Here is a 26,246-nt window from a genome sequence, read left to right on the forward strand (position 1 = left end):
CATCTCTATTTTTCTATACTCATTTACATTTTTCAGATTAGCCTAATTTATTCGTTCAGTTAACGTTTCTTTTATATGATCCGCCGGATAGTGCATGATCCAGTCAAGAATCGATAAATTTTTTACACATTCTGTCTCATTTTTCACATAATAGACAGGATGAATGAAATTTTGATAGACGAGATCGATTCCTTCTTTACGAAACAATTCTTCTTCCAAGTAATCCTTTCCGCTCTTCCCGCTTAAATAGCATGTACCATCGGTTTGCTTAAGCAGGCTGACTAATCTCTCTGTTTTTCCAAAGGATGTATTAAAATCAGTGGAAAGGTGTGTTTCTCCTTCATAGTTTAAGTAATTTAAGATCAATTCAATTAAATGAATATTTAAATCGACTAATAAAGCGTGTTGTTTTTGATATGCTTCTTCCAACAGCGGGAAAAAATCTTGAAAGTGGCGAGTTTTTTTATAAACTTGCGAAATTTGCTTCAAATGATTCCTTTTCCATTTTTGATTTGGGGAATGATAACTGATTAATTTTTCATGTAACATTTCAGGTTTTTTTTGAAGCGGTACAGTTAGCCTTGACTTTTTTCCATCAGCACCTAGAATATATGTCTTATTTTGAAAATTACTTGAAGAGTATTTCACATCAGACAAATATATAAAAACATCCGATTGGAAAACCTTATGAATCAAACCAATCCAGGGCATGTAATTAGGCTGGTGAATTGCGACTATCTTCTTTTTTTCCACCTACAAAACCTCTTTTGAAAAAATTAATAGGAATGTCTCCGCGTATTTACAATTCACTTGGGAGCCCCTCCAACTGCCGATATGCTCCGCATTCACTAAATAGTGCCCCATATAACCGGTTAGCTGTGATTGGAACATGGTAATCATTTGTTTTTTATCTTCCATGAACTCTGTAATATCACTATAAATATTCGGGAGAAATTGATTGGCAGCGATGTTATTGTTTTGGTTGATTTGTTCGAATTCATATAGGGTAAATTGTTTTTTCCTAAAACAGCTTCTTACCACCTTTGATAATTTTTGATGATCTTGGTGACTGTCATTCATCCAATGTGTATAGACTTCGTCTGGATTCATCTTTTCAATGATATTGTCGAGCTCTTTTATTAATTTATGAAGAGGAATATCCTCAACGTTATTACCCTCACAGTAATTAGAAAACTGTACCTCATATCCGAAATTCTTTGATGACTCTATTGCCTCTTGTTTCCTGACCTCGATATTCGAAGGGATGGAAAATATGATGTTGATAATGTAATGTCCTTGGTTCAATAGCTTACGAATGGTACCGCCCATACTAATTTCCGCATCATCCGGATGTGCTGTTACTAGCAATATTTTTTTCATCATGTTCCTCCATTTAAAGCTTGTTCAATGATAGATATCGCTTTAAGTGTAATGCTCTTTTGTTCCCTGTAAGCTGTTTCATTTTTCATTAAAATCCATTCTGAAAATTCAGTGATTTCATAAAGCAAACTATTATCACTAATAGGTTCACTAATCATTTCTTCAATGTCATTAATGATACTGCGGTAACTGATTGTGCGGATATCGTATAACGAGTGAAAACGCAAAGTTCCGTTCTCTCCGTAAATTTCCGATATTGAATCATTCGTTAAGTTAATTTTCGAAATCAACATGGTTACTTTATAATCTTTATATTCAAAAATGCACGTGCCGCCTAAATCAATGTTTTTTACGATCAGCTGTTTAAAATAAAAACTTTTAAGGGGAGCACCAAATAATTGAATGGCCGCATAAATAGGATAAATTCCAATTGTTCTTAATGTGCCGCCACCATGATTTTCATCGAAAAGTGGAGCTTTTTCTCCTTTCAATAAGGCCGAATACTGCTTGGAATAGTTTTGGTACTTTAGGGTTGCCCCATGAATTTTCCCTATTTTTTTTATGGCATTCTTTAAAATTTGAAAGTTGGGTTCATAAATAGATCTCAACGCCTCAAACACAAAAACATTTTGTTTTTCTGCAGCATCGAAAACTCGATTGGCTTGATCGGCTGTCATGAATGCCGTTTTCTCCACAATGACGTTCTTTCCATGCTCAATGGCTGCCATCGCTTGTTCATAATGGGAAGCATTTGGAGTGGCTATATAAACAGTATCCAGCTCATCATCTTCAAAAACTTCATTCAGTGATCCATAAACTTTAGAAACTCCTTTTTCTTTTGCAAGCTCCTTGGCAAAATGGAATCTTCTCCCCCAAATTCCCATCACCTCTCCATTTGAACTTTCATTAATGGCATCAATCATTGCACAACCTATTGGACCTGACCCCACCACTCCAATCCTATTTTTAACAACCATGTTCCACTGCCTGTTTACATTTCGCTACAATGTATTTCAGATCCTCATCAGACAAATCCAAGTGACATGGTAACGTGAAATGAGATTCACGAAATCTATCGGCATTCGGGAGAGATGCAAGGGGATATTCCTCTAGCAATGTGGGCTGTAAATGTAATGGGACCCCATAACAATGCCCGGTGCTTATATGACCCTCTTTTAAATGCTTTTTAAATGTTTCGCATTGCTCTTTGCTTTTAGACATGACGATAATTTTATAAAATGAAGATTCATTGTGGTCAGATGAAGCTTGGAAGTAAAGACCGTGTACTTGAAAAGTATCATTCAATTGTTCTTTATAGAAACTGAAGATTTCCTGCCTGACCCGGATCATGCCATAAGCTTCCTGAACTTGCAGATAACCCAGCAATGCATTGAATTCGCTGAGAAGCATGTCACCGGATAATACTTGATTGACTGCACCATTTTCATTCCCATGGTGCCTTAACAACTCACAGTATTTGATTAACTCTATATCATCCGATGTAATGACACCACCTGTGGCACTTGTAACAATTTTAGTGGGGTACATTGAAAAAACCCCGGCAAACCCAATTGTCCCGGCATTATATCCATTTATAGCGGCACCAAAAGCATGTGAAGCATCTTCGATTAGATAAAGATCATTCTCATCACAAAACTCTTTAATCTCAAAGATGTTATCAGGGATCTTTCCAGCAATATACGTAATTAGGACAACTTTCGTTTTGGGAGTCACGGCGCTCTTCAGGCTATTTAAATCCAAATTGAAATCCTCTAAATTGATGTCACAAAGAACGACCCTTCCTTTCGCATTTTTCACCGCATATACTGGGGAAATAAACGTATTGCTTGGCATGATCACTTCTTTGCCTTCAACATCTAGATACTTTAAAATGATTTCAATGGCTGCCGTTGCACTGGAAAGTGCGACAGCATACTTAGAATCACTGTATTGTCTGACGCTTTCTTCAAATTTCCGGGTATAATCACCTAAAATTAACCTGCCAGAATCCAAAATGTGCTCAATGTTCTTGAGGTATTCCCGTTTTACCCAACCTGTTATCACTGGCTTTGTATTTACGATAGTCTCCATAGAACTCCATCCTTTTTCCAAAATCAGATCTTTCATTACACGTTAAGTAAGAGGCATACAAATAAATCAAATTTTTGAAAGACCCATGACTATTCAATGATTATTAACAACCAAATCCGACAGTGTTCTCTCTAGCTTTGAAATCAATTTGGTTTTCTCATAATTTAGGGTTAAACGCTTTATATTTCCTTGTATTTTCAGATACATTTGTTTGTCACTTTTCATTGATTTTACATACTCTATCATCTTTGATCGTTCACTATATTCAAAACCGTGACCTGCATCATATTTTGTCATAACCCCATGTTGCCAGCCTTTATAGTTTATTAATGTCGGTTTCCCGGCTGCCCAAAAATCAAAAAGTTTATTTTGACTATTCCTATCCAATATTTCATTATTCCGTACAAAACACAGACCTATATGAGATACGGCCATTAATAAGTACGCTTCTTTTTTAGATACCTGATCCAAGAAAATGACGTTGTTTAATTTTTTGCTCTTTTTCACTTGAATTAAGCGCTCTTTTTCCTTTCCATCCCCTACAATTAGATAGACGATATCGGGGTCATCAGTCTTTTCGGCAAGCTGTAAAATATAATCGATATTATTGATAAATCCTAATGTACCCGCATATAAACAGATAAACTTCGCTTTCAAACCTAATTTTTCCAATGCTTCTTCTTTATCCTTGGAACAAATCCGTGAAAAATAGTCTATATCCGCAAAGTTAGTAACCGTCGAAATCTTTTCTTGTTTAACTCCTTTTTTCAATAAATCTTCTTTCATTCCAGGCGAAAGCACGATGATTTTATCAGCTGCAGAATAAATCATGCTTTCCAGCTTCAATAAAATTCTCTTTAACCATTCATGTCTGATGATTCCCAGCTCAATAGGTATATCTGGCCATAAATCCCTTACTTCAAACACAAATTCGCTGCGCTTCACCTTAGCAAGAAGCATACCTATCAACCCAATCGTCAAAGGGGTCGAGGAAGCATAAACAACGTCTACCCCTTTCTCCTTCACCCCAATAAAAAAACTCTTATACATATAATGAATAAACGATAATAATCTTTTGAGGTAACTATACTCTTGTTTATATTTAGTTTTGGTTGATATGATCTTTATTCCCTCACGCGAATCTATTGTATTTCCGGTGATGATGGTGACTTTATTATTTTTAGAGACTAAAAATTTAGCTATTTCATAAGATCGGGTACTGCCTTTATCGGTATTGAAATATTGATGCAAATAAAGAACCTTCACTTTATCACCTCCTCTTTTACCCAATATGATTCAATTGGATTTACAGCTGAATGCTGTGCCTATTGCTTTCCCCAGAAAACAAATGTAACACTTAATATAGGTGTGACCTGTCCCTTTTTTAGAATGGGCCGTTTTAACTTTGAAACCCACTAGAGATTTGTCCTTCCCCTTGTTTTTCAGTGCATCAGATGGATTTCTTGCATGATTTTTTTCCTCACATTAGGTTTGTTCCAGTCAAGGAAGGCCGAGATGGCAATCCAGTCATCCAGGCGGTTGTAAACCGTCTTGTCTTGTACATGGATTTCATGCCCGACATCGGTAAATATATTATCCCTTTCAATCCCTTTATTTTTCATGTTCATAGAGGTAATGGCATAGTCATTTGTAGGGCTGCCGTTATTATGCGACCCTCTGATGCCGATGCCCGCTGAACTGAACTTTTCGTCGGATTCATGAATTTGGTTTATGATGTTTCCTTTCAGTTTGGTGAACTTGTTGGAACTAAGGATCACAATCCCATTGTTGAAGCAATTTTCAATGATATTGCCTTCAATAAGGGCATTTTTGGTCACATGAATGCTGATGCCTCCCCATTCCTCGACATTAGCCTGGACATTATTCACATAATTGCCTTTAATCACGACCGTTTGCAGGAATCCCATCTCTTTTTCAGTAAGATCATGGAATTGCGTTCCGTTGACCGCAATGCCTCGTTCGCTGACTGTGGCATTTTTATCTATATCGTAATACGCATAATCATTAAAGGATTCACCATTGATCCTATTCCCTGCAATCGTAATATTGCCGGGTGGGTATGCTGAGGTATCCCCTCCCTTGTAGTCCATTCCCCCGACAATGATTGGAAAACGCGTGTTTAAGATGACATTATTCGTAAAGGAAACATTATGGCCTGAATGGGTGTCAATCCCTTCCCATCCAGGGTTGTTCGCCACCACATTCCCATCGACTGCGATAGTGTCACTTCGCGGGAACTTTGATTGAGTCATGGCATCAGCCGCATTGACTTTCCGGTGGCTAAAGGCGATGCCATAGCTTTGTTTGGTATTGCCCACCGTTTCCCCTGGCCCAAGGTCTCTCACTGTCGCATGCCTTACAGTCACGTTACTCGCAGAATACCCGCCGATACCTGCATATCCAATATCTTTTATGATCATTTTGTTTCTTTTTCTCGAATCGGACCCTTTAACCGTGACTCCATTCACATGTTCTAAGTAAATGCCAAATCCCTCATACCCGGTGATTTGAACATCTTCGATCAGGATATTTTGAAGCCTCTGCAAATCACTTACAGTCGAATAGACAGACACCAAATCCGCCGTGGATTTGGATTGATCGATTGCGGTAACCTCAATGCCCCTGTTCCGTGCCGCATAATAGTTCCTCGGTTCCCCAGTTTGGGGATCTTCCGTCCGTCGTTTCCCATCGAGTATCAGGTTTTTGACGCCCGTATGGCTCACCATGATTTTTATGGTGACAGAATCGCTCGAGGGCTGGGTACACATTGTCGTGACGGGTCTTCCATTCTCCATCGTCCCTTCTAATGTGACCCCTTCTTTCATCATAATAAAGGCACTAGCCGTGAACTGGCCTTTTGACAAACGAACCGTTCCCCTTTTCCCATTCGATACATCTTGCGGGTAGTCGGAAACCCTCGTAATGGCCTCATTAACGATTGCCCGGATCGTTGTGGTGGAATAGTTCGCCTCTAGTGACAGCGTTTGTTTTACCTTCCCTTTATTGTCCAATAACTGAATCAACGTTCCCGTTGTGGGTCCGCACACTTCGTTTGCCCCGACGGCCGTTGACTGGAGGGAGATGAACGCCATGGTGAACACGGTAAATATTCCTGCAATTTTATATAATCGTTTCATCTAAAACCCCTATGTCTTTTTTTATTCTTTGACAGTTTTTTACGTATTCCGAAGACTGATGACAAAGACACCATATTCGACCTAAAAAAGAGGGGGCGCACATCTAATGTTACATGGGAAGTGAAATGTGCATTTCTCAAAATCAACATTACATGTGTTAATTTTGGAACAGTCGCTTAAACTTACGGCTAATCTGTATGGAATAAAGGGGTAGCCGGATTGTGATTGGGGGAAACAACCTTCTTCCGTCGCCATTGAAAAGTGAAGGGCCGGTTGATGCGTGTTTATTCAAAGAAGGGATGTGTCTGTCGATGACAAGGGGGGGGGCACGAAAAAAAGCCTTTCCCCGGTTGTTTACGGGAAAAGGCTGATGTCTAGTTCAAAGGGGTTTGTGTCATTAACCCCCGCAAAAGAAAAAGGAGGATATTCAACTTATCTTCAAATATCCTCCAAAAGTTCACTGGTTCATTTGATCAAGAAAATCACCCAGGAGATCGTCGAGATTTTCCTCTTCCGGTTCGGATTCTTCCACTTGTTGTTCTGGTTCATTCAAACTCCAATCAAAGTCATCCAGGTTCTTCTTAGGCAGGTATTTTGGGGCCTCCTCGGCTTCCTTATCTTCAGGCTCGGCCTGGACATACAGTTCCTCATTCAGTTCATTATTGTTCAAAGAGGCAAGCAGGGCCGTAGCGCGTAAAGGATCGGATAAAAGGTGGTACATAATCGTTCCAAGCATAGCTTCTGAGTGGGAATGCTTGAGCCAATCACGCTGAGATTTGCTTAGTTTGTTCGGCATGGGCAGGGCAATCATTTCCCGATCCTGATGGGAGGATTGCCCGACTCCATCGAGAACATACTCGGCAATTTTACTGGAAAAATTCCTTCTTTCCGTTTCCTTCAATTTCTGCAGCTGTCTTAACGTATAGTCTGATACATCCGAAGGGATACGAAAAGTGATGGCTTGTCCTCTTTTAATTTCAGAAGAAGCTGTTTTTTTCATTCTCTCACCTATTTAATGGAGCCCGTTCTTTGTTCTTTCTTCTTTTGCTGTGACTGATTCTGTTCCTTTGCATTCCGGCGGCGATTAAAATCCGAAATCAATTTATAATAGGCGTTTGCCATCATCCAAACGCTTTCCCGCTCATCTTCGAAAAAGTCTATATTGTAGCCATCGAAATTTTGATTCAATGTTTTCAAGTAATCTTTCAGGACAATCGATCCCCCGCCTACAAAATAGCAGATTTCCGTTTGGGAATTTTTTTGCCATACGTTGCGCAGGTGACGATATTGCTTTTTGGCCAGTTCACCTAAAATGCGGTCGACGATATCATGGACGCTTGTCCTGCTTCCGCGAACCATAATATGATTGCGATCATTTTTCTTCGTGATGATTTCGACGACGTCGCGCCTGCTATCCAGCTCGACACCATGTTTCTTCCTGATTTCTTCACGAATCGATTCAAGGGCTTCAGCTACTCCCAAATTAAATCCTTGTGCTTTGTCATCGTCAACTTTACGATTTTTAATGACAGCGATATCCGTCGATAATCCACCGATATCCTGGATGAGTATTCTTCTATCTATTAATTCACGGTTAATAATATTCAAATCTTTATCCATGACCAAATTTATGTATGCAGCAAAGCCCTCTGGATAGACTTTCACTTCATCAAATTTGATATTAACCTTTATGCCTTGGTATTTAGGAGTAATTAAAAATTCCACCTGGTGGACTGAACCAAGTAATTTCGAGCGGTATCCGACGTCTTTCCCTTCTTTAACCTCCCGAAGTGGCAACCCTGTTCCAAGCGTATAGTTGGCTTCCACAACGTTATTCACTTTTTTGAATGTATCGTTGTCCCCCAACTTGGCAGCGTCTAATGCAAGAGCCGCAAAAAGCATGACTAATGTTTGATCTTCTTCCGATTTACTGCTTCCTAAATCCAATTCAGTAGGATTATCACTTTTTGTCGCCAAGTTCCCAACGCGATAAATCGCATTATTATCTTGAAGGGCTGGTGAATGGACCCTAATATGAATCCCTTCCAATGGGTTTTTTTCATCAAGTTCCTCAATCCCAATGACCGGACGGTCCTCTATGTCTTTTGCAATGACATTTGGTATATATAGTTCAGACTCTAGCTTTCCAAAAATAGCCTTGATAGCATCATTTCCTACGTCTACTGCTGCGATTCTAGAACTCATCTAAAAACATCCCCTTTTTTATAGAAAAAAATTTTAAGTGAAGCTTTCCCTTTAAGGATAGAAAAAGTTGCCTCGATAGTCAATCCTTCATAAGTTGTAGCTATATTTGTCGAATTGTTTTCAAATTGTTTACAATAGGAACAAGTATGTATACACCTTATATATAGCCATGTGTACGAATTTGTAAACATGTATACTTATTTGTGTACACTACATCTATTTTTGTTTACATGTATACATTTTTGTAAACAAACCAAATAATGTATTTTTTACTCTTTCTTCTTACAAAAATAAGCGTATAAATAGCGGATTTGGATATGGTAATAAATGGGTAATTTACAAATGAACTGTATGGAGGTATTAAAATGACTAAAAAAAATCAGACCTTCCCCGGTTTCCGGAACCCTATTGGCGCAGTGCGTTAACTTTCCCATCTTTTTCTAAACTAGAAATAGATATAAACTCTGATGTCTTAATAGTAGGCGGCGGAATTACAGGGATTACTCAGTTTAACAAGGTATTAAAGTTACACTGATAGAGGCTGGCGAAATCCTTAACGGATCAACGGGACACACCACAGCATGGCCTGATTTACGATTTGTTTGTTCACTAAAACATGGTGAAGAGAAAGCCAAACTATATTATGTAGCCAATGCAGAAGGAATGGGCTTATCAAAGACTTGGTAGAAGAACATTCCATTGAATGTAATTTGACTGCAATGGATACCTATATTCACGCAAATACTGATGTATAAAAGTGAAATTCCAAAAGAACTAAAAGCCTATCGAAACTAGCCATTCGCGGGGATTATGCAGAAGAAATCCCTTTCTCCATTCCTTGTAAATCTTCCATGATCCAAGCACAGTTTCACCCCTTTAAAATATTTAACGGCCCTCCTCCACGATTCTGGAAGCTGAAAAAGTTTCCACGATAGTCAATGCTTCATTAATAGTAGCTATAATTTTCGAATTGTTTACAATAGGAACAAATATGTATACGTCTGATATATAGCCATGTGTACGTGTTCGTAAACATGTATGCGTTTTTGTTTACAATACATCTATTTTCGTTTACATGTATACGTAATCGTAAACAAACCAAATAATGTATTTTTTTAATATTTCTTCTTACAAAAATAAGCGTATAAATAGCGGATTTGGGTATGGTAATAAATGGACAATTTACAAATGAACTGTATGGAGGTATTCAAATGACTGAAAAAAATACAGACCTTCCCCGATTTCCGGAACCCTATTGGCGCAGTGCGTTAACTTTCCCATCTTTTTCTAAACTAGAAACAGATATAAACTCAGATGTCTTAATAGTAGGCGGCGGAATTACTGGCATCACTTCTGCTTATCTACTAGCTAAACAAGGTGTTAAAGTCACACTGATTGATGCAGGCGAAATCCTAACTGGAACGACAGGACACACTACAGCAAAAATCACGGCCCAGCATGGCTTGATTTATGACCAATTGATCACTGACCATGGCGAAGAGAAGGCCAAACTTTATTATGAAGCCAATGCAGAGGGAATGAAGCTGATCAAAGACTTGGTAGAAGAACATTCCATTGAATGTAATTTGACTGCACAGGATGCCTATGTCTACGCAAATACAGATGAATATAAAATCAAAATTCAAAATGAACTGAAAGCCTATCAAAAACTCGGCATTCGGGGGGATTATTCAGAGAATATCCCTTTCTCCATCCCTTCTAAAGCTGCAGTGATAATGAAAGATCAAGCACAGTTTCACCCGTTAAAATACTTAACTGCCCTCATTTCGACAATTCTCGAAAGTGGAGGCAAAATTTATGAACGGACAACGGCAATGAAGATTGAAGACGGCGATCCACCTACCGTTCTGACCGATACTGGACATACAATCAAAAGCAATCAGGTAATCGTTGCCTCCCACTTCCCTTTTAATGATGAAAAGGGCTTATACTTTGCCCGTGTCCATGTAGATAGGTCCTATGTACTTGGAATCAGGACTGAACAGGAATATCCCGGTGGGATGTATTACAGTGCAGACAGCCCTACCCGCTCCCTTCGCTATACGGAATTGGACAATGGGGAAAAACTTATACTAGTCGGCGGGGATGGTCATAAAACAGGCCAGGGAGTCTCGATGATCGAGCATTATGAAGCACTGAAGGACTTCAGTTCCCAATATTTCGATGTGAAGGACATTCCCTACCGCTGGTCGGCACAAGATATTGTGACACCGGATAATATCCCCTTCGTCGGACCAGTGACATCCCATAATCCAAATGTTCTGATAGCTACCGGCTATGCGAAATGGGGAATGACGAATGGGTCGATTGCGGCCAAGATCTTAACTGACCGGGTTTTGCAAAGGGATAACCGCTATGCAGACTTGTATGACCCCGCCCGTTTAAAAGGCATGAAGAATATAGTCCAAGATAATGCTGATGTAGCGAAGCATTTGATCAAAAGCAAATTAGCCGTCATTCATAAAACGCCGGAAGACATAGGAATTGATGAAGGAGCAATCGTGAAGGTGAATGGAGACAAGGCAGGGTGTTACCGAGATCATGATGGCCAGCTTCATATTGTCGATTCCACTTGTACGCACATGGGGTGTGAAGTTGCCTGGAATAGCGGCGACCGTACTTGGGATTGCCCATGCCATGGCTCCCGCTACTCCATCGCTGGTGAAGTGTTGAATGGCCCTGCTGTCGAACCATTGAAAAAAATACGCTGATGGTCACAGTGATTTTATCTAATAGTCGACTGGGTCCGCTGTTTTCCTTATACTGAAGTTACTGCATGGTTGAATGGTTGCAAATAACTCTGAAAAGGATTGAATTGAAATGAACGGTAAAAATCGGAAGGACATTACCCCAGGTGCCTCTGTGGACATTGTACTTAAAGCAGATCAACGCAGCGGAAAACTGACAAGCGGCACTGTAAAGGATATTTTGACTAACTCCAGCACTCACCCTCATGGAATTAAAGTAAGATTGACTGATGGCCAGGTCGGCAGGGTTCAAGTCATTCATAAGTAACGCGCACTCGGTTCAGGCCGAGTGTTTTTTTGTGATCATTCGACCGAATTAATGACAATGGGATATTTCAATCATGTTTCCCGTTCATAATTCGTACAATAGGGGTGAGATTATCTCTTTTAAAAAAAGGCTGGTGTCAAAATGAAAGAATACAATACCCCTGATAGGGTTCATTACCGCAACGAGGAACATACATTGAAAGTTTCCGGCTCAGAGACGCTATCTGCCCCTCCGGATCAAGCCACAATCACCCTAGGAGTCATAACAGAGGATAAGGACCCGCAAAAGGCCCAGCAAGCCAATTCCCAAGCAATCGCAAATGTCATCGCATCACTCAAATCCGCAGGCATTCCGGAAGAGCAATTGAAAACGAGTGATTACAGAATCGATCCGCAATATGATTATATTGACGGAAAGGAATTGTTCAAGAACTACAAAGTCCAGCATATCATCCAAGCCCAAACGACCGACATCGAGAAAATAGGCAGCATAATCGACACGGCCGTCAGAAGCGGCGCCAATTCAATCACCAGCATCCGCTTCTCTTTATCCAACCCAGATGCATACTATAACCAGGCACTTTCTCTCGCTTTAAAAAATGCATACGAAAAAGCACTCTCCATGGCCCGAACACTAGGAATCTCATTGAACCCAGTCCCTAATAAGGTTGAAGAGCTATCTGAAACGGCAACACCGATGCTTTACCAAACAAGTACCTTTTCAAAAATGGCGACTACCCCGATTCAGCCTGGTGAATTGAACATCACTGCCTCAGTAAGGGTGGAGTACACGTACTAGTACTCACTAAATTCCATCCTAAAAACCCCCCTTGGTGAACAAAGGGGGGTTTCACTTTAAAAGACAACCGTCTTATTTTCATGAACAAGGACGCGATCCTCCAAATGCCATTTAACGGCACGTGCCAGCACCCTGCGTTCAGCTGAACGACCGATTTTCTTCATATCCCCAGCAGAATCACGATGGTCCACACGTTCAATATCCTGCTCGATGATTGGACCTTCATCCAAATCATTCGTCACATAATGGGAAGTCGCCCCAATCAGCTTAACACCTCTGTCATAAGCTCTTTCATAAGGCCTTGCTCCAATGAATGCAGGTAAAAATGAATGATGTATATTGATGATCTTGTTTGGATGGGCCGCTACGAAGTCCGGCGTCAATATCTGCATATACCTAGCTAAGACAATAAGGTCCACTTTGAATTCTTCCAGAAGTCCAAGCTGTTTTGTCTCCACTTCCCTACGTATATCCTTATTTGCAGGAATGTAATAAAATGGGATGCCCATTGATTCGACAATTTGCCTTGTATCTTCATGATTACTGATGACTAGCGCAATATCAGCTAATAAATCCCCGCTTTGCCACTCCCATAGCAATTCCAAAAGACAATGCGGTTCCTTGGAAACGAAGATTGCCGTCCGCTTCAGATCACTCACATGGTTAAATGTCCATTGCATCGAGAATGCTGTCGAAACTTCCTGGAATGCAAATTGCATATCCGCTGCCCTATCCTTCAATCCGGGACAATCGAATTCGATCCTGGTGAAAAAGGTACCGCCCTCAGGATTCATCGAATACTGACTCAATTCAACAATATTTGCATCATATTCTTTTAGAAAGGCAGTAACTGTCGAAACAATTCCTGGCCGGTCCGGACACTTTATAATCAAACGGCCTCTATCTTGATTCTTTTCGCGAAACTCCTGTAACTGTTCTTGCACAAAGTTGCTAACCATTTTCCCAACTGCCCTTCTTCTATTTTGCTATATTATACTTCAATTCATGGGCAAAATTAAAGTCAGTCAATTCAATACGGATTTTGTTGGCAGACAACGAGGTCCCTTTTTGAAATCCTCCAGTTTTACCCCATCCCATTCATTAGATATGGTTTCGATAGAGTCTAAAACATCATCATGAATTGTTTCAAATTCATCTTTAGCGCTGAATCTAACTGAAATTTCTTACTCCACCAAATAATAATTGTCATTATTTCAGGAAATTACCGGTAATTTGGAAGGAAATGAAGGCAAAGGTCGAGAACCTTTATGAAATGCATAGTGAAGGGGATTCTTGAATGAAATGTCGACATGTTCAGGACACCCTTTTTTATTTCAGTTTTAATTTCCCTAGTTAATGAGGTTATTACACTGCCTCATAAGGGTATAGACCATTCTATTAGTTTTTTTCAAAGGGGGAAATGAAATTATCATGAAATCATCAGTTACATTCATTGTATCCATTCTGGCTGTTCTCGGTCTTCTATCCGGCTGTGCTGAAAAGGACCAGCTGGAGGATGGAAGCAAGCTGATCAATAAGGACCAGTTTGTTTTCGCTGCCTCAGGCGAATTCAAGCCATTCAGTTATGTCAATGATGACATGACCGTAACCGGATTCGATATTGAGGTCGGCGATGCAATAGCAAAGGAACTGGACCTGGAGCCAGTACCTAAACGGATAAAATTCAAAGGTATTGTGGAAGGTGTCAAAACCGGTCGGGCAGATGCCGCGGTTGCCAGTCATACAATCAATGAACAACGAAGTAAACATGTTGCCTTCTCGACCCCTTATTACTACTCAGGTCCTCAAATTTTCGTCCGCTCAGATAGTGATATTAAAACGGTCGAAGATTTAAAGGGAAAGGAAGTTGCGGCTTCTAAAGGCTCCACGTACGCAACCACAGCAGAAAAGTATACAACCAATGTAAAAACCTATGACAGTGATATCACAGCCCTGAAAGCATTGAGCGGAGGACGTCATGATGCCGTCATTACCGACTTCGTAACCGGCAAGGAAGCGGCCAAGGAAGGTTTCGACGTCGAAGGAAGGCAATTGATCGAACGAAGCGAGCAGGCCATCGTACTGCCTAACGACAACCCTCAGCTGCTTGCACGTATCAACGAAGCACTTGAAAACCTCCGGGAAGATGGAACGCTTGCGGAAATCAGCAAAAAATACTTTGGTGAGGACATCACAACCAAGCCTGAATAAAGATTGATAGAAAGGGAGTCATTACATTGCCAAGTTTTTCACATTTTTTTGATACATTATTTAACTCCTCGGACGTATTCATCCGAGCCATGCTCCTCACATTGGAACTGACGGTAGTCTCCATATTGGTAGGAATCGTCATCGGATTGCTATTTGCACTTTTAAAAATTTCCAATATAAAAATTCTTGCATGGATTTCAGATACATATGTATTCCTGGTACGGGGAACACCGCTAATCGTACAGATATTCATACTCTATTTCGGTATCAGCAATCTCTTCTTACTGCCGGACTTCTGGGCGGCGTCACTTGCCTTGGCCTTCCATAATGGAGCTTATATCTCTGAAATTTTACGTGGTACGATCCAATCCATCGATAAAGGCCAAATGGAAGCCGGGCGCTCCCTTGGCATGAGCAACTCTCTCACATTAAGAAGAATCATCTTACCTCAAGCCTTCCGTCGCGCATTGCCGCCGCTAGGCAACCAATTCATCATCGGACTGAAAGATTCATCACTGGCAGCCTTCATCTCCATGAATGAGCTGTTTAACGTGGCGACAACGTTAGGTTCGAATAATTTCGATGAAATGACTTATTTACTGATTGTAGCGGTCTACTACTTGATTCTAGTGGCATTCCTGACCATTATCGTCAATTTATTCGAAAAGAAACTTTCCATTAGTGATCGATAGGGGGAATTGAAATGGAACAAAAAGAAATGATTCGCATTAGGAATTTAAATAAATCGTATGGAAGCCTGCATGTACTCAAAGATATTGATATGAAGGTACTGGATAGCGATGTTGTCTGTCTGATCGGGCCAAGCGGTTCCGGAAAAAGCACCCTGCTTCGCTGTTTGAATTATTTAGAGAAAAAAGACAGCGGGCAAATCCTCATTGAAGGAACTGAAATCCAACCGGGTACCCATGATATTAATAAAATCCGCGAGAAAGTCGGAATGGTTTTTCAGCATTTCTACCTCTTCCCGCATATGACCGTGCTTGAAAATGTCATCGAAGCACCGACTCACGTCAAAAAGGTCCCTAAGGCCCAGGCAATCGAGGAAGCAAGAGCATTGCTTGCCAAAGTCGGCTTATCAGATAAAGCGGATGTCTATCCAAGCAAGCTCTCAGGTGGGCAGAAACAGCGTGTGGCCATAGCCCGTGCCCTTGCCATGAAGCCTGATATCCTACTCTTTGATGAGCCTACCTCGGCTCTGGATCCCGAACTTGTCGGGGAAGTTCTTGCCACGATGAAGGAACTTGCATTGGAAGGGATGACAATGGTAGTCGTTACACATGAAATGAGCTTTGCACGTGAAGTAGGAGATTGGATTGTCTTCATGCATAATGGGAGGGTTGTCGAAAGCGGCCCGCCAAAAGAATTCTTCACCAATCCAAAAGAAGAGCGGACAAAAGAATTTTTGCAAACGACAGTCTTTTGATTTCCATCCTAAAATCTGTCTATTAGCGAGAATAATTCGTCATAGAGCCTAAATCACCAAAATAAGCAATACAGGCGTGACTTCCTGTATTGCTTATTTTGGGTTCCCTAAATTACATGATCAAAGTTTCAGGGATATTTTCGCTCTGATTGTACAAACTAAATACTTGATGAATTGTTTCAGATAAACCCTGATTCCGGCTCGAACATGGAAAAATATCTGTATTTATGGTATATATACAGGTAAAATTAAAAGAAGTATATAAATGAAAGAGGTCGAATTCAGTTGGAAAATAACTCTTCGAATTTTATTAAAAATATTATAAAAGATGATCTAGAGTCCGGAAAACATGATCATGTCATCACCCGCTTCCCTCCTGAGCCGAACGGATATTTACATATCGGGCACGCCAAATCAATCATTTTGAATTTTGGGGTGGCTGATGATTTCAATGGGAAAACTAACCTTCGTTTCGATGATACGAATCCATTGAAAGAGGATATTGAGTTTGTCAACTCCATTAAGGAAGATGTAAAATGGCTCGGTTACGACTGGGATAACCTTTTCTTCGCTTCCGACTATTTTGATGAAATGTATAAAAGAGCTGTGCTGCTCATCAATAAAGGACTGGCATATGTGGACGACCTTAATGCCGACCAAATCCGTGAATATCGCGGAACGCTGACTGAGCCGGGAAAAGATAGCCCCTACCGCAATAGAACTGTCGAGGAAAATCTTGAACTATTTGAAAAGATGCGCAGCGGTGAATTCGAAAACGGTGCAAAAGTATTGCGTGCCAAGATCGATATGAGCTCACCTAACATCAATTTGCGTGATCCCGTCATATACCGTATCTCCCATACTGAACACCATAATACCGGCAACAAATGGTGCATCTACCCAATGTATGCATTTGCCCACCCAATTGAAGATGCCATCGAGGGAGTCACACACTCCATTTGTACGCTAGAGTTCGAAGATCAACGCCCTCTTTATGACTGGATCGTTGAAAATTGTGAAATGGAAAGCAAGCCAAAACAATATGAATTTGGCCGTCTTAACCTGACCAATACAGTAATGAGCAAGCGAAAACTGAAGCAGCTTGTCGATGAGGGCTTCGTGGACGGCTGGGACGACCCACGGATGCCTACCGTTTCAGGCTTGCGGAGACGCGGGTATACACCCGAAGCAATTCGTGCATTCTGCCAAGAGATTGGTGTCGCAAAAACAAGCGGTGTCGTAGACTCTCAAATGCTTGATCATTTCGTGCGGGAAGACTTAAAGCTGAAGGCTCCACGGACTATGGGTATCCTAAATCCGCTTAAAGTGGTCATCACCAACTATCCGGAAGGCGAGGTAGAATGGCTGGATGCTGAGGTCAATCCGGAAGTTCCTGAAATGGGCACACGGCAAATCCCGTTTTCACGTGAAATATATATCGAACAGGACGATTTCATGGAAAACCCGCCGAAAAAGTATTTCCGACTTTTCCCGGGCAATGAAGTCCGTTTGAAACATGCTTATTTCATTAAATGTGAAGAAGTGATAAAAGACGAAGCCGGTAACGTAATTGAACTTCGCTGCACATACGACATTGAAACGAAAAGCGGATCGGGCTTCACTGGCCGTAAAGTAAAAGGTACATTGCACTGGGTCGAAGCTTCACAAGCCGTTTCAGCAGAATTCCGCAACTACCAGCCTTTAATCTTGGATAAAGAAAATGATGAAGAGGAAGAAAAATCATTCCTGGACCGGGTAAACCCTGAATCTGTAGAAATTTTACAAGGATTTGTTGAGCCGAACATGAAAGATGTTAAGCCTCAGGATAAATTCCAATTCTTCAGGCATGGCTATTATAATGTTGATTCAAAACTCACTGCGGCCGATCACTTGGTCTTCAACCAAATCGTTGGGTTGAAAAGTTCATTCAAGTTATAGAATCACAGAAAAGAACCAGATTCCTAGCGGGATCTGGTTCTTTTCATTCTCTGCACCCTTATATCATTTTTTCTCGTAAAGTTTGATCCCTTGCTTGGAAAGGGCCTGTTTAAGAGTACTATGTGTCGAAACCAGACTAAAATCAAGACCTAACTGAATCGATGCCCGGGCCACTTCAGGACGAATCCCGGAAATGGTCGATTGAATGCCTAACAGGTTCAGGGTACTTATCAATTGATAGATCTGTTGGGCAACCATCGTATCTAAAAGGGAGACTCCCGATAAATCGATGAATAAGTGAGTGACATTTTTGCTAATGCATTTGCTTGGAGTCTCATTCAAAATTTCCTTTGCCCGATAGGTATCGATTTCACCAATTAACGGCAATACCGCAATGGCATCAACAATGGGAATGACAGGTGCGCCCAGTTCATTGATCAGCTCCTGTTGAGCTAGTAAACGTTCTTTTGTCAAAAGGTAATACTGCTCTGTGAACTCACGGTTCAACTGGTCGAATGCACGATTAATGAGCCGGCTCCACCGGATGATTATATCCTTCGTTATCCCCGTATCCTTTAGCATATAATCAGTGATAAAGGCCCAATATGTTTCACGAACCTTATTAAGCGCTTCCAACACTTCGTAAATGGGGGTGTCCGATTCAACCCTGCTCTTCGCGACAAGTGTGGCCCACTGCTCCATCGTTTCGATAAAAGCAGTTTTATCTTCAAGTAAAGCACTTGTCACTGTCTTGATGGTCAATGTATTCTGTTCTCTAAGAAGCTTTTCAATTTCCTCATTGGAGTCCATTGAATAGATGGACCCAGACTGCTTTTCCCTCAAAGCCAGCCAATTTTCCGTAATCTTAGATGAATTATCAAGGATATATCGATATAAATTTTCATCTATTTTATCCATTTGCGTTCCCCTATCTCACTAGTTATTTCATTTTAAAAAGTAATAATAAGTCTCCATATCCCTCTCTCTCCATTTCATTTCTAGGAATGAATCGAAGGGCTGCGGAGTTTATGCAATATCTCGTGCCTTTAGGACTTGGACCATCCGGAAAAACATGTCCAAGGTGTGAATCGGCTTCCCTGCTGCGCACCTCGGTCCGGGTCATTCGGTGGCTGAGATCCATTTTTTCATTGACACTTGCGGACATGACTGGCTTGGTGAAGCTTGGCCACCCACAACCGCTATCATACTTATCCCGAGAGCTGAATAGAGGCTCCCCAGAAACGACATCCACATAAATGCCTTCTTCAAAGTGATCCCAATAAGCATTATCGAAAGGCGGCTCCGTGCCATTTTCCTGGGTGACATGAAACTGACTCTCCGTTAAGGTCTTTCTAAGATGTGCATTATCCTTAGGCCAATTTTCTTTAATGAAAGCATCCCGGCCTGAACCTTTACGATACAATGCATAGCGAAACTGATTTTTCCGATAGAATTCTTGATGATATTCCTCAGCCTCGTAAAATTTCCCCGAGGGTAGAATACCCGTAACAATAGGTTTCTTAAACCGCCCGCTCATCATTAATTCTTCCTTCGATTGTTCTGCTTCCCTTTTCTGACGTTCATTAAGATAGAAAATGGCTGCCCTGTATTGCTTTCCCCTATCCGAGAACTGTCCTTCGTCATCCGTAGGATCGACTTGGCGCCAGAATATCTCCAATAACGTTTTATAGGAAATGATTGATGGATCGAATACCACTTGAACCGCTTCAACATGATCAGTCGAACCGGTAATCACTTGTTTATAACTAGGCGCGGCAAATTTACCGCCTGTATAACCTGATGTCACTGAAATAATACCATCCATTTCATCAAAGGGAGCAACCATGCACCAAAAACAGCCTCCTGCAAAGATAGCCGTTTCTTTTCCAGCCAACGTCATCCTAAAACTCCCCTTTCACGCCTGTCATTTTATGTATTATATACCAGCAAGCCAAACGCCTTCAAATTCAAAAAATCGTTTTCTATTTTTGCTGTACAAATATAAAAGAGGCACTTAGGAGTAAACCCAAGTGCCCTTTTGTGTTAGATCCGTTAATTAAAGTATCACACTTACAATGATCGCTGATAAGATGCTGACAAGAGTCGCACCGTATAACAGCTTCAAGCCGAAACGGGCTACAACATTTCCCTGTTTTTCATGAAGTCCTTTGACTGCACCGGCAATGATTCCAATAGATGAGAAATTAGCGAATGAAACCAAGAAAACCGAAACGATCCCTATCGTCCTATCGCTCAAGGCTGCTGATGCTTCCCCTAGGCTCAGCATGGCAACGAATTCATTGGTTACCAGCTTCGTCGCCATGATTCCGCCAGCAGTCACGGTTTCTGATATCGGTACACCCATAATAAAGGCAAACGGTGCAAAGATATACCCCATGATGTCTTGGAAGCTGATTCCGAAGATCATGTCGAATATGCTGTTGATTCCTGCGATTAAAGCAACGAAACCAATTAACATCGCTGCTACAGTGATAGCAACCTTAAATCCATCCATGATATATTCCCCAAGCATTTCGAAGAAAGACTGCTTCTCTGCCCCTTCTTCAACAGGGAGAATATCCTCTTCATCCGTTACGGTATAAGGATTGATAATGGATGCAATGATAAATCCACCGAACATGTTAATAACAATGGCCGTCACAACGTACTTTGGTTCAATCATCGTCATATATGCACCGACGATCGACATCGATACAGTTGACATGGCTGATGCACAAAGCGTATACATGCGAGATGGCGGAATGGCACCGAGTTGTTTTTTCAAGGTTATGAAAACCTCGGATTGACCCACTATTGCTGATGCAACCGCATTGTAAGATTCCAATTTACCCATCCCATTCACCTTACTTAGAAGGAATCCAATCCACTTCATGATGAACGGAAGGATCTTGAAGTGCTGTAAAATCCCGATTAAAGCCGAGATGAAGACTATTGGAAGAAGGACATTTAAAAAGAATGGCGATGCTCCTTCGTTTACAATCCCGCCAAATACAAATGTGATCCCTTCATTTGCCCATTCTAAAAGTTTTCCGAAACCATCGGCAATCGAATTGATGATCACTAAACCAAACTTCGTATTCAATAATAAATAAGTTAAAATAAGCTGAATGACCACCATGAGGATGATCGGTTTAATTTTAACTTTCTTCCGGTCACTGCTGGCTAATAAAGCTAGTCCAAAAACAATAAGCAGCCCTAAAATTGCAATCAGAAATTTCATATATTCTGCCTCCACTAAGGGTGAATTTTATGATCGTGCATTACTAGTAGGTTACCCTCAAAAAAATTATGCAAACGTTTTCTCTTTTATCCAAAAAACATGTACGTACCTCTCTAGAAGTCTATATTAAACTAATATTTTTTTAAGTGCAATTATTATTTCCCTTTTTTAAAATAACAATTAGTGACAATAATGTTCATGAATTAAAAAAGAAGGCTCCCCTTCGAAAGGAACCTTCTCTTTCTTCAAATATTATTGACTTTTTAGGCTGCTTTTTTTCTGGATATCACCGATGTGACTAATCCAAAGCCTCCAATGACAAAGAGGATGGTGGATGCAGCCAAGCCGCCTGGCCCTTGATAAAAGTCGATAAATTTCCCTGCAAAAGAGTCTCTGCCTTGGAAACCGCCACCGCTTGGCATCTCTCCTTGCGTTCCAGAACCATTAGGCCCGCCTTGGGGAGTTGTCCCCATATTGCCCTGTGTATCAATAGATGCCGTTTCCGCAGTTGAATCATCGGTCGCCGCACTGCTATTAGCCGGTTTTTCATTATCATCCGATTCTGTAGTGTTGCGGTCGGCAGGCTGACCCATCATCGCCTGTCGATTCACGGGTTCATTGCCGCTGCCATCCACATACATCATGATCCCGATGACTGCTTGGGCCATTAAAAGGACCGAAGCCAATATTCCAACCAAAAAGTGTATCTTACCAAGTCTTTTCATCAATGGTTTTCTCCTCCCGAAAATTAATGTATTTATATAAGATGATTATCTAAAAAGACCCTTAATTTTTCCTTAAGCAACAAGGAAAAAAGTAGGGTCTTTTTCGTATGGGATGGCATCTGAAGGCGGATTAATTTTTCCTTTGATTTCTCGGAAAAGTGATTTCAAAACGGGTGCGTTCATTCTGTTCACTTGTAACCTTGATGTTCCCTTGATGTGTGTTTACAATCCATTGGGCTATGGATAAACCTAAACCGGAGCCTTCATTTGCTGAACGGGATTGCTCGACTTGATAAAAACGGTTAAAAATCAAGGGGAGATCTTCCTGCGGAATGCCTTTTCCATTATCCTCTACAGTAAGAATGATGGATGAAGCATTTTTGATGCAGGATAGGGAAATCTCCCCGCCTTCCTCGGTAAATTTCATGGCATTATCCACCAAGATCACCAATAGCTGATGAATTCTCTCTTTATCGCCATGAAACACCACCTGTTCGGGAGCATGGCTAATGATTGATTTCTCTTGAAAAGAAGCTATATCCGTATACTGTTCCACGATATCCAAAAGTAAGTCATCAAGGAAAAAATTCGATTTCTTAACCTCCATCTGATTCGAATCCGTTCTGGTTAAGGTTAAAAGTCCGTTAACAAGCTTATTCAATCGCCGGACTTCTTTCGAAATGATGGATATATCAACGGCTTTTTCCTCGATTGTCGCGTTCGGTGATTGAAATAGCAAATCAGCCCGCGATTGAATGACAGCAAGCGGCGTTCGAATTTCATGCGAAGCATCCGAGACAAACTGCTGCTGCTGATCCCAGGATTTCTTGACCGGAATCAGGGCCCGTCCTGCCAGAAGATAGCCAGCGCCTACCGCCACTAGACTTCCAATTCCCCCACCAACAAACAATATGAGCAGCAAGCGATCGAGCATTTCTTTTTCTGTATCCACATTCCTGATGAATTGTACCGTCATCTCTCCATACTCTGTATCGACCTTGGTGGAAAGTGCACGATGCGTCTGCCCATTTACCGATATTTCTTCAATCTCATCAAATCTTTTAGGGTAAAATTCCGATTCATTAACCTTAATAAAATTGTCTACACTCAGTCTTGGCTCAATGATCGTCTCATCCGGTCCCCAAACGATGATGCTTGGCCCAGGTCCTAAAAGAAACTCACCTTGAGGACGTCCGCCTCGCATGCCGCCATTATTGAAATCCCTGTAATCCTGTTTAAGTGAATCATTGACATCCATATAGATCTGATTTTCCGTATAGAAATAAATCGTTCTGCTTAATATGGCTATTAAGACAATAAAGACGATAGAATTCAATAATGTTAGTTGAAGTCGTGTTTTTTGGAACATAATGATCCCCTTATGGTTGTTTTAGCATATAACCAATACCCCGAACGGTTTGAATATCTTTATGGTAATTGAAAAGTTCCAGTTTTTTTCTAAGGTGATGGATGAACACTTCAACAATGGCAATCGTCGTATCTGAATCAAACCCCCAAATACGGTCGAAAATCTGCTCACGGGTCAGTATTTTCCCATTATTTTGAATTAGGTATTCCAGTAATTCAAACTGTTTCAAGGTCATTTTAATGACCTTTCCATCAACCAAAATATCCTTTTCTTTTTCCAACAGTTCAATATTGCGGTATTTCACATGCTGCTCAAGCGTTATTATGCCACTCCTTCGAAGCAGGGCACGAATCCTGGCCTTAAGTTCCGGTGCCTGAAACGGCTTGACTAAATAATCATCGCCACCCATTTCCAATCCCCTGACACGATCCTCAAGTGCATCTTTTGCCGTCAAAAACAAGACACTTGTATCTATTTTTGCTTCCCTGATTTTCCGTACGATTTCAAATCCATCGATTCCCGGAAGCATTACATCCAAAATGATGATATCGTATATACTTTGCTGAGCCATGAATAACCCATCTTCCCCATTATCGGCTGTATCCACTTCATATTCATCTGTCAAAATTTGTCGGATCGATTCTAATAATGAAACATTATCTTCTACCACCAAAACCTTCATGCAGGGTACCTCCCAACCGCCTCAATTGTGATATATATGTTGATTTTATCCTTTTTCATATGCAAAAGAAAGCGGGCTTTTAATCGCCTGCTTTCTTCAAATTGAATGTTCATTCGTGACGCAGTGCCTGGATTGGATTTAACTTGGATGCCTTATTGGCAGGAAATACGCCAAACATTATCCCGATTAAAATGGAGAATAAGAAGGCAAACAGTGTTACCGACCATGAATAACTGATCGTTAAACTTGAAAAAACTGAAATCAATTTTGCGATTCCCAATCCAATTCCAACTCCCAATAGTCCCCCTAAGCAGCTCAGGACCATCGCTTCAATTAAAAACTGAAGAAGAATCGATTTCCGATTTGCCCCAATTGCTTTTCTAATCCCGATTTCCTTCGTTCTCTCTGAGACGGAAACCAACATGATATTCATGATTCCAATTCCGCCCACCAGTAACGAAATACTGGCAATACCGCCAAGCATGAGTGTGAACGTATCCGACACAGAGCTCATTGTATCCATCAGATCTTCTTGATTGGACACCGAATAGTTATCACTTTGTTCTGGGAATGATGTGGTCATCGCACCCTGGACCTGGTACATCACCCTATCTATGATATTCTCGTTCTCCGCTTTTAAATATACGGTTCCGATTGTCGTGCTGCCTGTAGCCCTTTCGGCAGTGGTGATCGGGGCAATGATTACATCATCCCCGCTCGATCCCATTGAGGTGCCTACCGATTTCAGCACACCGATCACGCGATAGGAAACACCGCCGATAAGCACGTTCTGGTCCACAGCTTTTTGATTTTCAAAAAGCGTGTTGGCTGTATCCGACCCCAGGACAACGACCTTGGAGCGTAATTCCGTTTCCATATCCGTCAAAAACCGACCTTGGCTGAGCTCCAGATCCCTAACTGATAAGTAGGATGAAGTTGCACCGGTCATTGAAACCTGTGCCGTAGCTTCTCCATTTTTTGCATAAACGCGTCCGGTGACCACAGGCGCCACTTCCGATATCCCGTTCAGCTCTTTAAACTGTTCAATTGTATCATCCGTCAGCTCCACGGAGTCAGTATCCGTGACACTTACCGTTATCAGATTCGTTCCCAGGCTATTGATCTCATCCTGAACGGACTGTGAGGAACCCTGCCCGATCGAAACCAAAACGATTACGGAGGCAACTCCAATTATGATCCCAAGCATGGTTAAAAATGCTCTGACTTTATTGGTTTTGATACTGCGTATAGCCATCTTCATTGATTCGCTCAGATTCAATCCAATCACCTCCGTTTTCAAATAGCTGACCATCCTGTATCCGGACGACACGAGTCGCTTCTTTTGCCACTTCCAAGTCATGGGTTATAAGAATGATTGTTTGTCCCTTTTCGTTCAATTCTTTCAGCATCTGCAGCACTTCTTTACTCGTTTTACTATCCAGGGCCCCTGTCGGCTCATCCGCCAATAAAACGGGAGGGTTACCGGCAAGTGCCCTTGCAATCGCAACTCTTTGCTGCTGTCCGCCCGACAGTTGGGTCGGCAGATGATTCTTCCGGTCACTCAGGCCTACCATATCAAGGCATGCATTGGCCACTTCTCTTCTTTCCTTCACGCTTGCCCCTCTATAAACCAGGGGAAGTTCGACATTTTCCAACGCTGTCAGTTTTGCCAACAGGTTAAAATTTTGAAAGATAAATCCTATTTTAATATTACGAATGGCAGCTAACTCATTATCCTTCATCTTTTCCACTTCTTTTCCATCAAGAAGATATTCACCTATGTCAGGCTTGTCAAGGCAGCCAATCATATTCATGAACGTCGATTTCCCTGACCCAGAAGGACCGATGATCGAAATGAAATCGCCTTTATCGATTGTAAGACATACATCTTGAAGTGCCTTAACCGTTTCGCCGCCCAATTCATATGATTTAGACATGTTCTTAATTTTTATGATGGGTTTCGCCATT

The 26,246-nt window shown here is 41.2% G+C and carries 24 protein-coding genes; 7 read left to right on the forward strand and 17 right to left on the reverse strand.

Annotated features, from left to right (window positions below):
- Window positions 1-42: 42 nt before the first annotated feature.
- From MKY17_RS27630 to MKY17_RS27665, 8 genes are all read right to left on the reverse strand, one after another.
- Window positions 43-753 (reverse strand): WbqC family protein, encoded by a 711-nt coding sequence (locus tag MKY17_RS27630; protein ID WP_098370259.1) that lies wholly within the window; start codon window positions 751-753, stop codon window positions 43-45.
- Window positions 754-1,380 carry a PIG-L deacetylase family protein gene (locus MKY17_RS27635; protein WP_179891001.1) on the reverse strand — a complete coding sequence of 209 codons (627 nt, stop codon included), beginning with the start codon at window positions 1,378-1,380 and terminating at the stop codon, window positions 754-756.
- Window positions 1,380-2,357, reverse strand: coding sequence for a Gfo/Idh/MocA family oxidoreductase (locus MKY17_RS27640; RefSeq protein WP_098370261.1), 978 nt, complete (start codon window positions 2,355-2,357; stop codon window positions 1,380-1,382). Before MKY17_RS27640 ends, MKY17_RS27635 begins: the two co-directional genes overlap by 1 nt.
- Complete coding sequence (locus MKY17_RS27645) at window positions 2,347-3,471, reverse strand: DegT/DnrJ/EryC1/StrS family aminotransferase (protein WP_179891002.1); 1,125 nt, start codon at window positions 3,469-3,471, stop codon at window positions 2,347-2,349. Before MKY17_RS27645 ends, MKY17_RS27640 begins: the two co-directional genes overlap by 11 nt.
- Before the next feature lie 93 nt (window positions 3,472-3,564).
- A complete protein-coding gene (locus tag MKY17_RS27650; RefSeq protein WP_179891003.1) occupies window positions 3,565-4,737 on the reverse strand; it encodes a glycosyltransferase family 4 protein in 1,173 nt (390 codons plus the stop codon).
- Between the two features lie 176 nt (window positions 4,738-4,913).
- Window positions 4,914-6,629, reverse strand: coding sequence for a right-handed parallel beta-helix repeat-containing protein (locus tag MKY17_RS27655; RefSeq protein WP_098370264.1), 1,716 nt, complete (start codon window positions 6,627-6,629; stop codon window positions 4,914-4,916).
- Window positions 6,630-7,086: 457 nt separating this feature from the next.
- Window positions 7,087-7,629, reverse strand: coding sequence for a hypothetical protein (locus tag MKY17_RS27660; protein WP_098370265.1), 543 nt, complete (start codon window positions 7,627-7,629; stop codon window positions 7,087-7,089).
- Window positions 7,630-7,637: 8 nt separating this feature from the next.
- Window positions 7,638-8,834, reverse strand: coding sequence for a ParM/StbA family protein (locus MKY17_RS27665; RefSeq protein WP_144527323.1), 1,197 nt, complete (start codon window positions 8,832-8,834; stop codon window positions 7,638-7,640).
- A gap of 1,211 nt (window positions 8,835-10,045) precedes the next feature.
- Here MKY17_RS27665 and MKY17_RS27670 point away from each other — a divergent pair.
- The 3 genes from MKY17_RS27670 (at window position 10,046) to MKY17_RS27680 (ending at window position 12,668) form a co-directional block, all read left to right on the forward strand.
- Window positions 10,046-11,566 carry an FAD-dependent oxidoreductase gene (locus MKY17_RS27670; RefSeq protein WP_098370267.1) on the forward strand — a complete coding sequence of 507 codons (1,521 nt, stop codon included), beginning with the start codon at window positions 10,046-10,048 and terminating at the stop codon, window positions 11,564-11,566.
- A 109-nt stretch (window positions 11,567-11,675) separates the two neighbouring features.
- Window positions 11,676-11,870, forward strand: a complete 195-nt coding sequence (locus MKY17_RS27675; RefSeq protein WP_076368446.1) for a YwbE family protein — start codon at window positions 11,676-11,678, stop codon at window positions 11,868-11,870.
- 141 nt (window positions 11,871-12,011) lie between these two features.
- Entirely contained in the window at window positions 12,012-12,668 is a 657-nt protein-coding gene (locus MKY17_RS27680; RefSeq protein ID WP_098370268.1) for an SIMPL domain-containing protein, read from the forward strand.
- 56 nt (window positions 12,669-12,724) lie between these two features.
- On the opposite strand, the gene purU is transcribed toward MKY17_RS27680, so the two are convergent.
- Window positions 12,725-13,627: a formyltetrahydrofolate deformylase gene (gene purU, locus MKY17_RS27685; protein ID WP_098370269.1), complete on the reverse strand. Its 903-nt coding sequence runs from the start codon at window positions 13,625-13,627 to the stop codon at window positions 12,725-12,727.
- A gap of 472 nt (window positions 13,628-14,099) precedes the next feature.
- On the opposite strand from purU, the gene MKY17_RS27690 reads away from it, so the two are divergent.
- The 4 genes from MKY17_RS27690 to MKY17_RS27705 all read left to right on the forward strand — a co-directional run bounded on the left by MKY17_RS27690 (window position 14,100) and on the right by MKY17_RS27705 (window position 18,261).
- Complete coding sequence (locus tag MKY17_RS27690; RefSeq protein WP_098370270.1) at window positions 14,100-14,879, forward strand: transporter substrate-binding domain-containing protein; 780 nt, start codon at window positions 14,100-14,102, stop codon at window positions 14,877-14,879.
- 26 nt (window positions 14,880-14,905) lie between these two features.
- On the forward strand, window positions 14,906-15,571 hold the full coding sequence (locus MKY17_RS27695) for an amino acid ABC transporter permease (protein ID WP_098370271.1): 666 nt from the start codon (window positions 14,906-14,908) through the stop codon (window positions 15,569-15,571).
- A gap of 11 nt (window positions 15,572-15,582) precedes the next feature.
- Window positions 15,583-16,323, forward strand: a complete 741-nt coding sequence (locus MKY17_RS27700) for an amino acid ABC transporter ATP-binding protein (RefSeq protein WP_098370272.1) — start codon at window positions 15,583-15,585, stop codon at window positions 16,321-16,323.
- A gap of 285 nt (window positions 16,324-16,608) precedes the next feature.
- Window positions 16,609-18,261: a glutamine--tRNA ligase/YqeY domain fusion protein gene (locus MKY17_RS27705; protein WP_098370273.1), complete on the forward strand. Its 1,653-nt coding sequence runs from the start codon at window positions 16,609-16,611 to the stop codon at window positions 18,259-18,261.
- Window positions 18,262-18,324: 63 nt separating this feature from the next.
- Here MKY17_RS27705 and MKY17_RS27710 read toward each other — a convergent pair whose 3' ends face one another.
- The 8 genes from MKY17_RS27710 to MKY17_RS27745 all read right to left on the reverse strand — a co-directional run bounded on the left by MKY17_RS27710 (window position 18,325) and on the right by MKY17_RS27745 (window position 26,245).
- Window positions 18,325-19,179 (reverse strand): STAS domain-containing protein, encoded by an 855-nt coding sequence (locus tag MKY17_RS27710; RefSeq protein WP_098370274.1) that lies wholly within the window; start codon window positions 19,177-19,179, stop codon window positions 18,325-18,327.
- A gap of 22 nt (window positions 19,180-19,201) precedes the next feature.
- Complete coding sequence (msrB, locus tag MKY17_RS27715) at window positions 19,202-20,161, reverse strand: peptide-methionine (R)-S-oxide reductase MsrB (protein ID WP_098370275.1); 960 nt, start codon at window positions 20,159-20,161, stop codon at window positions 19,202-19,204.
- Window positions 20,162-20,317: 156 nt separating this feature from the next.
- Window positions 20,318-21,502 carry a nucleoside transporter C-terminal domain-containing protein gene (locus MKY17_RS27720; RefSeq protein WP_098370276.1) on the reverse strand — a complete coding sequence of 395 codons (1,185 nt, stop codon included), beginning with the start codon at window positions 21,500-21,502 and terminating at the stop codon, window positions 20,318-20,320.
- Between the two features lie 263 nt (window positions 21,503-21,765).
- Window positions 21,766-22,230, reverse strand: a complete 465-nt coding sequence (locus MKY17_RS27725; RefSeq protein WP_142323946.1) for a hypothetical protein — start codon at window positions 22,228-22,230, stop codon at window positions 21,766-21,768.
- Between the two features lie 127 nt (window positions 22,231-22,357).
- A complete protein-coding gene (locus tag MKY17_RS27730; protein WP_098370278.1) occupies window positions 22,358-23,596 on the reverse strand; it encodes a HAMP domain-containing sensor histidine kinase in 1,239 nt (412 codons plus the stop codon).
- Window positions 23,597-23,606: 10 nt separating this feature from the next.
- On the reverse strand, window positions 23,607-24,278 hold the full coding sequence (locus MKY17_RS27735) for a response regulator transcription factor (RefSeq protein WP_098370279.1): 672 nt from the start codon (window positions 24,276-24,278) through the stop codon (window positions 23,607-23,609).
- A gap of 109 nt (window positions 24,279-24,387) precedes the next feature.
- A complete protein-coding gene (locus MKY17_RS27740) occupies window positions 24,388-25,578 on the reverse strand; it encodes an ABC transporter permease (protein WP_311609634.1) in 1,191 nt (396 codons plus the stop codon).
- Window positions 25,505-26,245: an ABC transporter ATP-binding protein gene (locus tag MKY17_RS27745; protein WP_098370280.1), complete on the reverse strand. Its 741-nt coding sequence runs from the start codon at window positions 26,243-26,245 to the stop codon at window positions 25,505-25,507. The genes MKY17_RS27740 and MKY17_RS27745 overlap by 74 nt, the downstream gene beginning before the upstream one ends.
- Between the last annotated feature and the right edge of the window lies 1 nt (window position 26,246).

The sequence above is a fragment of the Peribacillus sp. FSL P2-0133 genome (assembly GCF_037975445.1).
In the GTDB taxonomy this organism is placed as follows: Bacteria; Bacillota; Bacilli; order Bacillales; family DSM-1321; genus Peribacillus; species Peribacillus simplex_E.